Source organism: Pseudoalteromonas thalassia, from assembly GCF_049257215.1.
Lineage (GTDB): Bacteria > Pseudomonadota > Gammaproteobacteria > Enterobacterales > Alteromonadaceae > Pseudoalteromonas > Pseudoalteromonas lipolytica_C.
In genome coordinates, this window is record NZ_JBMMUE010000003.1 from 140,281 (window position 1) to 154,111 (window position 13,831).

The 13,831-nt window shown below is 38.8% G+C and carries 8 protein-coding genes; 4 read left to right on the plus strand and 4 right to left on the minus strand.

Annotated elements, in window-relative coordinates:
• The first annotated feature begins 46 nt into the window (after positions 1-46).
• Positions 47-4,579, plus strand: a complete 4,533-nt coding sequence (locus AAEU31_RS05260; RefSeq protein WP_421966669.1) for an EAL domain-containing protein — start codon at positions 47-49, stop codon at positions 4,577-4,579.
• Here the strand turns inward: AAEU31_RS05260 and AAEU31_RS05265 are convergent.
• The 4 genes from AAEU31_RS05265 to AAEU31_RS05280 all read right to left on the minus strand — a co-directional run bounded on the left by AAEU31_RS05265 (position 4,551) and on the right by AAEU31_RS05280 (position 11,634).
• Entirely contained in the window at positions 4,551-7,340 is a 2,790-nt protein-coding gene (locus AAEU31_RS05265) for an ATP-binding protein (RefSeq protein ID WP_421966670.1), read from the minus strand. The genes AAEU31_RS05260 and AAEU31_RS05265 overlap by 29 nt on opposite strands.
• Positions 7,341-7,402: 62 nt before the next feature.
• Positions 7,403-8,296, minus strand: coding sequence for a cation diffusion facilitator family transporter (locus AAEU31_RS05270; RefSeq protein WP_421966671.1), 894 nt, complete (start codon positions 8,294-8,296; stop codon positions 7,403-7,405).
• A gap of 205 nt (positions 8,297-8,501) precedes the next feature.
• Positions 8,502-10,436, minus strand: a complete 1,935-nt coding sequence (locus AAEU31_RS05275) for a methyl-accepting chemotaxis protein (protein ID WP_138557770.1) — start codon at positions 10,434-10,436, stop codon at positions 8,502-8,504.
• A gap of 232 nt (positions 10,437-10,668) precedes the next feature.
• Entirely contained in the window at positions 10,669-11,634 is a 966-nt protein-coding gene (locus AAEU31_RS05280; protein ID WP_138557771.1) for an AraC family transcriptional regulator, read from the minus strand.
• A 97-nt stretch (positions 11,635-11,731) separates the two neighbouring features.
• Here AAEU31_RS05280 and AAEU31_RS05285 point away from each other — a divergent pair, with 97 nt between their 5' ends.
• The 3 genes from AAEU31_RS05285 to AAEU31_RS05295 are packed head-to-tail and all read left to right on the plus strand — an operon-like array spanning position 11,732 to position 13,714.
• Entirely contained in the window at positions 11,732-12,052 is a 321-nt protein-coding gene (locus AAEU31_RS05285) for an Mpo1-like protein (protein WP_135926920.1), read from the plus strand.
• A gap of 9 nt (positions 12,053-12,061) precedes the next feature.
• Positions 12,062-12,811, plus strand: a complete 750-nt coding sequence (locus AAEU31_RS05290) for a class II aldolase/adducin family protein (protein WP_135926919.1) — start codon at positions 12,062-12,064, stop codon at positions 12,809-12,811.
• 9 nt (positions 12,812-12,820) lie between these two features.
• The gene (locus AAEU31_RS05295; protein WP_135926918.1) at positions 12,821-13,714 is read left to right on the plus strand and encodes a bile acid:sodium symporter family protein; all 894 of its coding nucleotides are present in this window, start codon (positions 12,821-12,823) and stop codon (positions 13,712-13,714) included.
• Positions 13,715-13,831: the final 117 nt, after the last annotated feature.

Here is a 13,831-nt window from a genome sequence, read left to right on the forward strand (position 1 = left end):
TTTGTTAAAAATTATGCGCAAACACTAATTTAGGGTTAATCAGTCAGTGCCTAAACGTTTTCTTTTTGTTTTCTTATTTGTCTTTTCCGCGCTCATTCCCACTGCGTTGGCACAAAACTATGCACTGCAAATCCAACGCATTTCTACCGATGAAGGCCTAACACAAGGTAGCGTAACTAAAATTGTTCAAGATGATCTGGGCTTTATATGGATTGGTACTTATCAAGGTTTAAACCGTTATGATGGCTATAAAGTAAGCTCTTTTGCTGGCGAGTATATTCTCGATCAACGCCAAATTACATTTCTAGCCAAAACACAAAACGGTAAAATATTTGTGAGTACGGAGTTTTCTGGGGCGTTTTTTATTGATCCAAAGACTCTAAAAGTCGAAAAAATATATTCAGGCAAACTCAATCCAGAAGATCCCTACTTTTCACCGATTTTAGCTATCACAGAAGATGATAATTTTTATTATTTTGCAATCTCTCAACACGTTTACTCTTACAATAAGCAGTCGAAAAAGTTTTTACATGAGTTTTCAATAAATAAAGAAGAACATATTGTTCGTGCGCTTACTATTTACGATAGCTTTTTATACATAGGGACATCGACGGGGCTCTTTTCTAAAAATTTAGCGGATGACCATGTTTCTCATATCCCGCTCACCGAGAAAAAAAATATCACCGAAGATAATAGAAACGTCAAACTTCTTCATGTTGACCCTCAACTAGGCTTACTCGTAGGTACAGTTGAAGGAATGTATGATATTCCCTTTAACGCTAATCGTTTACTTGCATTTGAAAAGGTCAATCTCTTAATTCCTCAGTTAAATATTTGGGACTATTCTGCAAGTTCATTTGGTGAATATATTGTCACCGAAAAAGGATTGTATGAGTTCAACCGTGAATCTTTAGCTATCGACTTTATCCTAAGCTTCGACCAAAGTAAGTTTTTGATGACTGATAACACCATACCTGATGTGATGGTTGATAAAACTGGCTTGCTTTGGCTTGCTTCGCGCTCGCAAGGGGTGTTTACATGGTCAACACTAGCAAGGCGGTTTAAGCATATTGAGTTAAAAACACCTCAATATAGCTATAACAATAATGTATGGACCGTATTACAAGAAGATGATGTGTTGTGGATAGGCACTGATAATGGCCTTATAAAGTATAACCAAAACAACAAAGAGCTAACGCCCTATTTAGTAAGCAATGATGAAAAAGCTTTCCATGGTGAACATGGGATTTATGGAATAGCTAAAGCCGAACTTAATGGCAATAACCGCTTTTTATGGTTAATGAAGTACATAGGGCTTGGCCTATTTGATAAACAAACAGGCAAGCTTGTGCAACTAAACGGTGACCCAGAAACAATCGAGGCGCTTACCAAAACGCCTAATTGGGGTTTTCATACCATGGGACCAGACCAGTTTGCATTTGTAGATGAAGAGAATTTTTACAAATACAATGGTAAGTCAGGTGAGCTTAGCCCTATAAAAGGATTAAAAGAACAGCTAGAGGCCGCGAACACTTACACTTTTTTAAAACCTCTATCAACTCACCCTGACGAGTACCTAATCAGTATGTCTAGTAAGCTGTTTAGGTATAATGAAAGCACGCAAAAGCTCACGCTTGTCTACGAGGCTACAAACTTTAACCCATTAGCTTTTGCGACTATCCATGATTGGGTGATTGATTATAACAATATACTTTGGCTCGCCTCTTCTGATGAAGGGTTAATAGGTATTGATGCAGATACATACGAAATAAAACACCGTATTAATCGTCAATCAGGTTTAAAAGCTAAATCAGTATTCGGTCTTCAAATTGATCGTTTCGGCTTTTTATGGATGAGTACACAAAATGGTCTATATCGTTTAGATTTGAGCTCACTTGCGCTCGATAGCTATTTTATAAGAGATGGTCTGGCTGTTAATGAGTTTAATTTCGACGCAGATACGACTTTCGAAAACGGTGAGATTGCTTTTGGCTCTACCCGTGGTGTACTTATCGCAGCTCCCGAAGACTTCTTATCATCTGCTGTAGAAATAGGTAACATCACGACCGAAATAACGGATGTATCATTACTATCGCGAGAGCTCAATTATCATCCTTACAAATATGTAAACTCGCCTTTGCAGATCACCTCAGAAGATATGGGCTTAGGTGTGAGTTTTTCTAATTTTGATACCATTAATAAAGATAAGACACTGTATAAGGTTACGCTGGATGGCCCAACATCGTTGCAATACGATAAATTAAAGACCAATGAAGTTTTCTTCACAAAATTACCTCCCGGTGATTACGTTTTATCGATTTCGTCTTCATCAGAAATCAGTGAGGCTATTTCAGCAACAAGACAACTGCGCTTTAATGTCGCTCACGCCCCTTGGACATCCCCCATAGCAAAGACCTCATATGGTGTAATTATTTTCACAATATTACTGATCATCTTTTGGCAATATCGAGCTCGCCAACAAGCGATCAGCCGTGCTCACGTTGAGGTTTTAAAATCACAACAACAAACAGAGCTTGCCTTAAGCAGTAACAAAAGTGGCGTATGGGAGATCAATCTAGACAATGACATACTCTACACCAACCGTTTTTCGGCTGAACTTGGCTATAATGAGTTCAAAGACCGCATAGCGATTAAAGACTTTATTGCCTTAATTCACCCACACGATCGCAATTATGTTATCAATAAATGGCAGTTGTTCTTAAAAGAAGCCAACAAACAACAGTGGAATATTACCTATCGTTTAAAACATAATAATGGCGATTGGCTTTGGTATGAAGATGTTGGCCGGGTAGTAGAAACGAATGAGACAGGCGGCCCCTTAAAGGTTGCGGGCTTTTACACTAATATCACCGAACAAAGAGCTAATGCCCAGCAAGCAAGTGTACTTGGGGAAGCCTTTAGTCAAATTAATGATTGGCTGCTTATTTTAGATAATACACTCATGCCTTTTTCTGCAAACGCCAGTTTTAGCGAAACATTTGCAACACCAGCAAATATTGCTGACTTAACAACGAGAGACTTTATCAACGCGATAGGTCGAACTAAATACTTTGAATATGTAAGTATTTTAAAAACACTCAAACCCAAGCAAAACTGGAAAACAGAAGCCTTTATTCGCACCTTAAAAAATGCTTCGCATCCAGTGCATATTAGTGTCACAGCGGTTGCTAAAGACAGTCAAACGATTAACTATTACGTCATCGTGATTTCTGACTTAACGGAACAAAAACGCGCTGAGGATGAGTTAAGATATTTAGCAAATTACGACTCTTTGACTGGGCTACCAAACCGTACCTTAATGTATGCAAAAATCAATAGCAGCATTAATCGCGCTAAAAAGCACAATAAGTTAGCCGCCCTGTTATTCATTGATTTAGATAAATTTAAACCTGTAAATGACTCATTTGGTCATGCTGTCGGCGACCAACTGTTATGTAATGTAACACAACGAGTTAAACAGATACTGCCACAAAGTGCGCTCGTTGGCCGTCAAAGTGGTGACGAATTTTTAGTGCTTGTTAAAGATTTACAATCTCCTCAAGCATTGAGTGAGCTAGTTAAAAAGCTCACCAAAGAGCTTGCCAATAAAGTAATCATTGATGATTTTTCTATCAATATATCAGCAAGTATCGGCGTAGCACTTTACCCATTCGATGCAAAAACAGCAGATGATCTCATTCGAAATTCAGATATTGCTATGATGCATGCCAAACAATCTGGCAGAAATAACTTTAAATACTTTACTGAGCAAATGAATAACCAGTTAACTAAAAAGTTATTGCTAGAAAATGCGTTAAAAGACGCATTCAAAGACGATGTTTTATTCAACAATTATCAACCTATTGTCAATGCAAACACGAAAACCATTAATGGTGCAGAACTTCTAATGCGCTGGAAAACCGTACAAGGTTATGTGTCTCCTGCAGAGTTCATTCCTATTGCCGAAGAAATTGGTTTGATTGATTTAATGACCGAGCAAGCACTTGACCGAGCACTGACAGAGTTAAAACCTATACTGCGTGCCAACCCAAAATTTTACTTGTCTTTGAACTTGTCGCCCACCCATATTCTAAAGTCAAACTTAACTGAACGTTTGCTAATGATCCTCAACAATCATCTAGTTAAACCTATTCAGCTGCGTCTTGAAATCACCGAAAACACGTTACTCGAAGACAAAGACAAAGCATCAAAACAACTGCAAAAACTCAAAAATGCAGGCTTTAAGTTGTTACTTGATGACTTCGGGACTGGTTACTCGTCACTAACCTATTTAAACCAATTCCCGATAGATGTGATAAAAATTGACCAAAGTTTCGTACGTAACATTGGTTCTGATAACAGTAATGAATCAATCATTAAGACCATTCACGCCTTATCCGTTAACCTAGGCTTGTATTGTATCGCCGAAGGTGTTGAAACACTTGAGCAAATTAACTTTTTACGCAATATGGGTTGTGATGATTTACAAGGCTATTATTTTGCAAAGCCAATGGAAGCTGAAGATCTAATCAAAGAAAGTACCATTCAAACTATTGTAGATCGTTTAAACGAGTTGTAAGCCACTTATTTAAACACTGATAAAGCTCATCTTTGTTTATTGGTTTAGATATAAAGTCATCCATTCCCGCGACCAAACAACGCTTTTGATCTTCTTCAAACGCATTTGCAGTGATAGCAATAATGACTGCATCACCATAACGTTCAGGGTTTTGTTTTATTTTTTGAGTACATTGGTAACCATCCATATTTGGCATCTGACAATCCATTAGAATGATATCTACATCAGACTTTTCTAAGTGCGCAAGCGCTTCAATACCATCATTAGCTTGATGCAATGAACACGAGGTATCTAACATCATTTTTTTAAGGACAATTTGATTTATAGGATTATCTTCAACAATTAAAACTTGGATCCCTTTTAAATCAGGTTTTTGTATATTTTGGCTTTGCATTACTTTTGCATCACTTTGCACAATAGGCACTTTAATTGTAAATTCACTACCTTGGCCTTGTTGACTTTCCAGTGATAACGTACCGTTCATCAACTCCACAATACGCTGGCTGATTGTTAAGCCTAAACCCGTTCCACCGTATTTACGGGTAGTTGAAATATCTGCTTGGGTAAACTCATTAAATAGTTTGGCTTGCTGCTCAGCTGAAATACCAATACCGGTATCACGCACTCGAATAACTAAATACGGCTCTTCAATAGTGCAGTTTAATGAAATTTCACCAGTTTCTGTAAACTTACCCGCATTACTCAAAATATTATTAACGACTTGGCTAAATCTTAATGGATCTAAACTAATATAATTTGGAATGTCGTCTGCTATAGACAAGCTGAACTTTACCGTCGGCTTAACACTTGTATTGCTAAACACCTTGGCGAGTTGACTAAGCAAAGCTTTGATTTCAACGGCCCGATACTCTAATTTAAGCGCCCCTGCTTCAATTTTTGAAAAGTCTAAAATATCATTTAAAATCAGCAGTAAATTATTGGCACTTTGATGTATCATCGCCAACTCTTCACGCTCAGTCTCAGGTAAGGTTTGGTTATCTAACAACAGTTGCGTCATCCCTAAAATGCCGTTGAGTGGGGTACGTATTTCATGACTCATATTTGCTAAAAACTGTGACTTAGTTCTATTAGCCTGATTGGCAAGCCTTGCCGCTTCAACAAGCTCATTCGTTTTATCATTTACTTGCTGCTCGAGTTTGGCGTTAAAGTCTTGTAATTTATTATTAAGCTGTTCATTTTCGTGATTAGCGTGATGTAAGCGACTAAAGCTCAAGGCAAGCTTATTTGCCAAACTCGAAAACAGAGCCTGCAATCGACTTACTTCTAACCATGTTTCGGGTAAGTGAGCTTTGGTAATTGCATTTTCAGGATCAAACTTATCTATTTGCTCTGCCAACTTTAATATTGGCGTTGTAAGCCAGCGGCTAAGTTGAGTGATGAAAATACTGGTCAGTAAGATAATAAAAATAATCATCACAATAGATTGCCCCCATGCACTGACCGCAACGTCATTTGCATAACGACGATTAAGCATGGTTACAACCAACCAATTATGCTCACTTGAACGCGCCTCACGAGCATAAAATTGTTGCTCATTTTCAATATTAAACATTTTAAAGCGTGTATCATCGGAAAAGGTTGTTAGTTCATCAGTTGTCAGTTGCTGTAGCTCAGTAAAATCATCTAAAGTGCTATAAACAACCTTGTTTGATGCATCAAGTATTAATAGCTCACCTTCGTGCGTAAACAAGCTTGGTCGCAAGCCAGCAAAATAATCAAACATCAGTGAACCTTCTACAACACCAGAAAACATCCCATCTTTGTAAATTGGCGCAGATACAGCCACTATAGGTAAAGAGCCAAATCCCCTGCCTTTAAAGATTGTTGATATGTAGCCGTTGTGATTGTTAGGGGCGTTAATGAAGTAGTCTCTATCTGCAACATTGGCGCGAATATTAGATTGCTGTAGGCTGACAGCTAATGACTTAGGATAAAAATGTGTAACATCAGCAAGCGCATCAACGATGATTTGTGTTCTAAAACCAGGATATAACTGCGCCATGTTTTCGAGGGCAATTTGCTTAGGAACACCACTGGCAATACTTTTTGCAGTTAGAACAACCCCCTTCTTGTGATGATCAAGATGAGCATCAATATTACGTGTGATCTCCTTAGCTTTTTCTTTTAATTGGGCATTTATCTCATACTCAATCCGTGCATAGTGATTGTTGGTTAATACTATTGAGGTCAAAATAACAACTAACACAACGAGTAGGGTAACAACGTAATTTAAAATTTTATAAAGAGACGAGTAATGTTTATGCCAAGAGTAACGGCTGAAAAAGAAACTTAATAAGTCGATAACCGAAAGATAAATCGCGGCATTTAAGCAATATTTAGCCAACGCAATTGCGATAGTTAGAATAGGAAGAGCTAAGAAGATGTGCCCAAAGGCCCACAATGCAGGTAACCCTAAAGCAAACCAAAACATCATCCCTCTGAGAAAAACCGGCTTTGCTTTAGATAAACAAACTATCTGCAGATAAATTAATTCGAGTGCAAAAACAATGGATGGCCATGCATGACCCCATCGATAAAAGATAAAACCAGTGCTCAAAATAAAGGTGATAACTGCAAATCGCCAGCCTAAAAGCAATAAGCTTAAGATAACGAAAAGCTGACCGAGTAAAAATTCAGAGCTATCTAGAAACCAAATAGGCAGTAAATTAACAACACCTGCGATGCATCCTAAAAGCACCGCAGTCATAAAGTTAAAATATACTGGTTTATTTTTAAGCAAAGGCGCTATTCCACTAATATGTTCTACCTTTAACTTAAAAGAAAAATTAACATTTTACCAATTTAATTAACATGGTGACATTCATGACTTTCTACCTGCAAAACACTTTTTTCGATATTAAAGCGCACACGCAGTAGCGTCTCAATTTTTAAGCGACAGGCCTCATCATGCTTTTCAACAGTACAATGGCGCTTTAAGACCACGTGCGCACCAACCACGATGTCTTTGTCATGGCGTACCACTGTAACATTATGAACATTTTGTACATGCTCAACTGAGGCAATACTTTGCTCTATCTCTGAAACATCTGGAAGTTTACTCTGGTTTTCCATAAGTCCTTTGATACAGCGGGTAATTACTTTTACTCCCGTAAACAAAACAAAGGAAGCGATCAACATACTTGAGATGATATCGATTTCAGGCCAGCCAGTTAAATGAATTAAAATACCTGCAAAGAAAGTAGAAACTGTAGAGATTAAGTCAAAAAATGAGTGCAGAAATACCGCATACACATTAATACTGGCTTTACGTCCTTTGTACAGAACCCACGCAGCAGCACCATGAAATAAGAAGCCAATCGCTGAAATCACAGACATTAAATAGCTATTAATCTGTAAATCATGTCCATCAGAATGGTGTAAAAACCGCTCTCCCCCTTCAAATAAGATGATCACACTAATGCTCAGATACAAAATGCCATTGATTAGGCCCCCTGTCAGTTCTGCACGCTGGTAACCATCGTTATAATTTTTTGCAAAATGAATCGCCATGCTTGAAGCGATCAAAGCAATAAATAAAGAGCTGTTATGAACAAATAAATGCCCAGCATCGGCAAGTACAGCAAGCGAATTTGAAAAGTAGGCACCGATGATTTGAATAACCATAAACGAGCATGTTATTGCTAAGGCAATTAACAAGCGGCGTCTAGATGCTTGGTGCGTAGTAATATCTGTCATGAAGAAGTGAAAAACCTATTCGCTGTATAAAGAAATGATATAAAGTAGCAATTGTAATACGAGAAGCACTTAAACGCACTAAAAACTTAGGTACTTAGCCCTTTTTGAAAGTTATTTGCGCGATTCATAAGTTAAAAAGAGTTCAACCTACAGAAGAGAGTAAAGCGTTAACAACGAAATGGTTAACGCTTATGACAATGACAAATCACACCTTAAATTGGCTCACTAAATCTTTAAGGTGCTGTGCACGCGATAATAAGCTTTGCGTACCACGTTGTTGTTGCTCTGCGTTATCATGAATTTGTGTTGCACTGTCTGAAATATCATGTGCCGACTGATTGATATGTTCAACGACTGTACCCTGCTCCTCAGTCGCAGCAGCAACTTGATGATTACCTTGACTAATAACTTCAAACTTTTGCTGAATAGATTGCAACGCAGATACTGCAATATGTGTCAGCTCAGTCACCTTTTGACTACTTTGAGTACCTTCAGCTATCGCTTCTTGTGATTGCAATGAAGAACTTTGTAAACGTGATACCTGCTCTCTTATTTCTGATGTCGACTTTTGCGTACGTTGTGCAAGTGAACGCACTTCATCTGCAACAACAGCAAAACCACGTCCTTGTTCACCTGCTCTGGCGGCTTCTATAGCTGCATTGAGCGCCAACAGATTAGTTTGTTCCGAAATAGCATTGATCACTTCAACAACTGAGTTAATTTCTGCAGCCTGATTGGCAAATTCGCCGATACTCTTATCAACCGTGAGCAGAATGTCGTTAAGTTCATTCATAGTTTGAGCGGTCGCAGCCATGCTTTGATTCGTTGCAACGGTTTCTTTTACGGCCTCTTCGGTGTCGTTAGCAGTACGATGGGCGATATCAGACACTTCATTGATCGTTTGTCCCATTTCTGTGATAGCTGTCGCAACTTGATCGGTCTGTGCTCGTTGGTCATCAGTTGCGGTAAATGTCTTGTTTGCAAAACTTGCTAGCTCATCAATGCCTTCACGCATGGCTTGCTCTGTAACACTGATTTCATCAACGAGCTCAGCGACTTTACCTATAATTGCGTTAAATCCCTTAGCAAGATGACCCAATTCGTTATCAACGCTATCGTCCAAACGCTTTGTTAAGTCACCACCGTGGCCGGCCATACCGAGCAGTTCGTCTCCCACACCGCGTATTTTCTTACTTAACCAATTCGCAAAATAAAGAGTCAGTACCAAAAAGATAACAGCAAGCACAACGCTAACAACAATAGATATCCAAACAACCTTATTAATCGCACTGGAAATCTCTTGCTTTGGCTGTATCGCAACTAAGGTCAAACCTGTTCCCTCAATTGGCATAACCCCAGCGTAAACATCTTCACCACTCAGTTCTACTTGCGATAATATAAAACCATCATGTTGGTTTTTCATTAGCTGCTGCAATGTGCTCAATGAACTTACATCTGAAACTGGTTTGCCAATGTAGGCATCATTTGCATGGGCAATAATGCGCTTACTATCGTCAATTAAAAATAAGTAACCTTGCTCGCCAATTTTGCGCGACGTGACAATACTAGAAATATCTGAAATATCATATCCAAGCCCAGCAACACCAAGACGTTGCCCTGCTATTTCAACCAAAGTATTTACATATAGAGTCAGGTGTCCACCTTGTTCACTGACATCTAATGCGAGCGCTTGGCGTTTATCTGAGCGGATGAAATCAAAAAACCAACTGTCTCTTGGCTCACTTTGTGAGATTGATTTAAAAAAGCCATCTTGTGTGTAATAACTCATCGAGTTTTTACTCACCCAAAACACCGATGATGCCCCACTCTTTTTTTGTAAATCAGCAAAGTAAGCCATTACGCGTTGATGGATAGGCGAGTTTTTCTCACCTTCGGTCATCCACGTATGCAGAATTTGGTTTCCTGCCAATGATTTTGAAACAGAGATGGGGTAACGCATCTGTGCATCAATTTCAGCAGCAACTTTACCCACAGCATCTGGCAGAAGCTGTTGTTCAGTTTGTTGATAATAAAGCCCTGAAAATTGGCTGGTGTTAATTAAAGCACTAACCACAGTGACAACAAATAGTGCAATTAATACAAAACTAATAAAAATAGTCCGCAGCGATAGATTTCGCATGTGGCAAACCTCACACTTTAATGGTGGATTTTCAGGTTAGAGGCCATCCTTGCGTCTTATTTGCAATTTTAGGTAACAAGTCAATGTTAAGCAATTGCAATTTAAGCTTTTATTATTGTTTTAAGTTAAATGACTATCAAACTCAAGCACACCATTAACAGATTCCACGCTGCTTCTCTCCTACTCTAAAAGACTCACTAAATTAACGCTGATTGTCGTAAATACTTTGACTCTAAGGTTCGGTGATTATTGTTATTTTTTGTTTATATGCTTTAGGTGACATGCCGTACCAGCGATTAAATGCATGATGAAATGCACTAACCTCTGAATAGCCACACAAAAAAGCAATTTCTGTTAGTGATAAGTCTGTTTCGCTTATAAGCGAAGTACTTTTTTGTTGTCGAAGTTTGGTTAATTCTTGACTAAAAGTCGTGCCCTCTTTTGCAAGGCGCCTTTGCAGCGTTTTCTCGCTCACATTTAGTGCGTGCGCCATTACACTGCAACTAACTTGTCCTTGGGTTAAATGCTCTTCCAGTAAAATACGCAAAATATCTGTGACATTAGTTTGTGTTGTGATTTTAATTTGACCTGACACGACTGACTGGCTTTCTACTAATTCACTAAAAAATAAGCTATGGGTTTTAGCGCCATATTCGATTGGGCAGTTAAAATGTTCATTAATTTCGGCATTAGGCTCTTTACGTTGTAAATAAACTCGACTTGGACACCAGTCCTTTCCCTTTACTGTTCGCGCTATTTTTAAACAAAATGCCATTGGCGCTTCATAGCTAAGTAATGACATATCGCGTTCACCATCGTTAAAGTTAAATCGCAACTCATACTCGTTACCATGATCAATTAACGACACATTATGGGTATCTCCCATCAGTTTTTGATAGCGTAAAATCAGTCGAAATGCACTCAGCAAATGTGTTGCTTGAATAATGGCCATACCAACGACAGGAATAGCACGTACATTCATATTGCTGCCTACATACAACCCCAAGTGCGTATCGGGCAATAAAGCTTGTGCTTGTTTCCATAGTGTACTGACATTAGCCTGTGGATACCGTGCTGTTTGACTGCTCAAATCGGCTAACGGAATATTAGCTTGTGCAAATAACTCATTAATCGGCAAACCTTGCCACTTAAATGACTCAGCCATAGCCCTAAGCCACCAGCTTGATAGGGTGCGCATACATGTCCTATAAAAACAATTTAATGACCCATATTATCAAGTAAAATAATAAATAAAAGCCTATTGTTTACCTGTAATTAACAAAGGAGACAACAATATGGGCACTGTAGCAAGTAAACGCGAGTTCGCGAGCTTTAAAGAGTTTTACCCCTACTACTTACAAGAACACAAAAATAAAGTCTGTCGTCGCTTACATTTCTTTGGCAGTTGGTTAGTTTTGGCAATTTTGTTTGCCGCTATTTATCAACAGCAATATAGCTGGCTAATTTTATGCCCACTTGTGGGTTATGGCTTTGCTTGGGTGGGGCATTTCTTTTTTGAGAAAAATCGCCCAGCCACCTTTACGCACCCATTTTATAGCTTCATAGGTGATTGGGTGATGTTTAAAGACATTATTATTCGTAAAGTGCCATTTTAGGAAGCTATCATGACCATAAAAAACACAGTATCAGAGCAAGAATGGCAGGCCCGTGTTGAGCTTGCTGCCGCATATCGATTGGTTGCATTGTATGGCTGGGATGATTTGATTTTTACCCATATTTCTATGCGTGTACCAGACACTGAAAACGAATTTTTGATCAATCCTTACGGCATGATGTTTCACGAAATCACTGCATCTAGTCTTATCAAGGTAGACCAACAATGTAATAAGCTGCACGACAGTGAATACCCGGTCAACCCTGCGGGGTTTAATATTCACAGTTGCATTCATATGGCGCGCAATGACGCCCATTGCGTTATTCATACTCATTCACTGAATGGCACAGCTGTGTCGGCTAATAAAGATGGTTTACTACCAATTTCACAACAGGCTGTCGTGGTGCATTCAGGGTTAAGCTATCACGACTATGAAGGCATTGCGCTAAATCCCGCTGAGCAAGACCGATTAGTTAATGATTTAGGTAGTAACAACTTTTTAATGCTGCGCAATCATGGCCTATTAACAGTAGGTAAAACTGTTGCTGATGCATTTTTATTTATGTACGTATTTGAAGCAGCGTGTGCTGTGCAAACCCGTACGTCACAAAACACCGAGCAACTCGTGCAAGTGCCAAGCGCTATCATTGATGGGATTAAAGGGCAAACAGAAATAGCAACTAAAGGGCTAGGTGGTGCAATCGCATGGCCTGCGTTACTGCGTTTATTGGACAATAAGAGCCCCGGATATGATCAATAAGGATTACCTATGCAAGTAGATATCATGACTAAAGTAGTGCTGCCTTTAGCACTATTTATCATCATGTTTGGCATGGGTTTAGGGCTTAAAAAGAAAGACTTTGGGGCTTTATTTATCAGCCCCAAAGCGCTCAGTATCGGTCTAAGCTGCCAACTGTTATTACTGCCTTGTGTGGCGTTTCTACTAGCTGTAAGTTTTAACTTACCAGCAGAGCTGGCGATAGGCTTGATTTTAGTAGCCTGTTGTCCTGGAGGAGTGACCTCTAATTTATACACATACTTATTTAAGGGTGATGTTGCCCTTTCAATTAGTTTAACAACAATAGCAACCTTTATATCGCCATTTACACTGCCAATAATTATGCATTTTGCAATGGAAATGTTTAGCGTTCCAGGACACGAATTCCAGTTACCTATCGTAAAAACAATTGTGCAAATGTTAGTCATCACCTTACTACCAGTGAGTTTGGGAATGCTGTTTAATCATTATCGCTCACACATAAGTAAAAAACTTGAGCCTCTTACTCGCAGTTTTTCTAGTATTTTTTTAATCGTTATTGTCATTGCAATAATTCATAAAAATTCAGAGCAAATGATTGGCTTCTTCGCCAGTAGCGGTATCGCAACATTCACATTAAACGTGAGTACCTTATTACTTGGACTCTTGATTGCTAAAATGTCGGGGTTATCAAACAAACAACAAATGAGTATTGCCGTAGAGGTTGGCTTGCAAAATGGCACACTGGCGATTTTAATTGCCAGCACTTTAATGAATAACCCTACGATTGCTATTCCAGGGGCAACTTACAGCTTATTTATGTTCGTAACGGGGTATGCTTTTTGTGCTCTATTCAAGTTACAAAATAACAGACAAGCGCTACAACTTATTAAAGATAAGCCATAACAATCACACCTATTTCTGATCAAAAAAAACAACCTTAAAACTAAAGCATGCCAAGGACTTGCTTGGCGCTTTTTACATTTGTAATCGTTCTTGTACATCGGCTTTTTTTGGGTCAAT

Coding starts and splice junctions, on each gene's coding strand:
- AAEU31_RS05285 (WP_135926920.1), top strand. CDS start 11,732: ATGGGCACTGTAGCAAGTAAACGCGAGTTCGCGAGCTTTAAAGAGTTT.
- AAEU31_RS05280 (WP_138557771.1), bottom strand. CDS start 11,634: ATGCGCACCCTATCAAGCTGGTGGCTTAGGGCTATGGCTGAGTCATTT.
- AAEU31_RS05270 (WP_421966671.1), bottom strand. CDS start 8,296: ATGACAGATATTACTACGCACCAAGCATCTAGACGCCGCTTGTTAATT.
- AAEU31_RS05295 (WP_135926918.1), top strand. CDS start 12,821: ATGCAAGTAGATATCATGACTAAAGTAGTGCTGCCTTTAGCACTATTT.
- AAEU31_RS05290 (WP_135926919.1), top strand. CDS start 12,062: ATGACCATAAAAAACACAGTATCAGAGCAAGAATGGCAGGCCCGTGTT.
- AAEU31_RS05275 (WP_138557770.1), bottom strand. CDS start 10,436: ATGCGAAATCTATCGCTGCGGACTATTTTTATTAGTTTTGTATTAATT.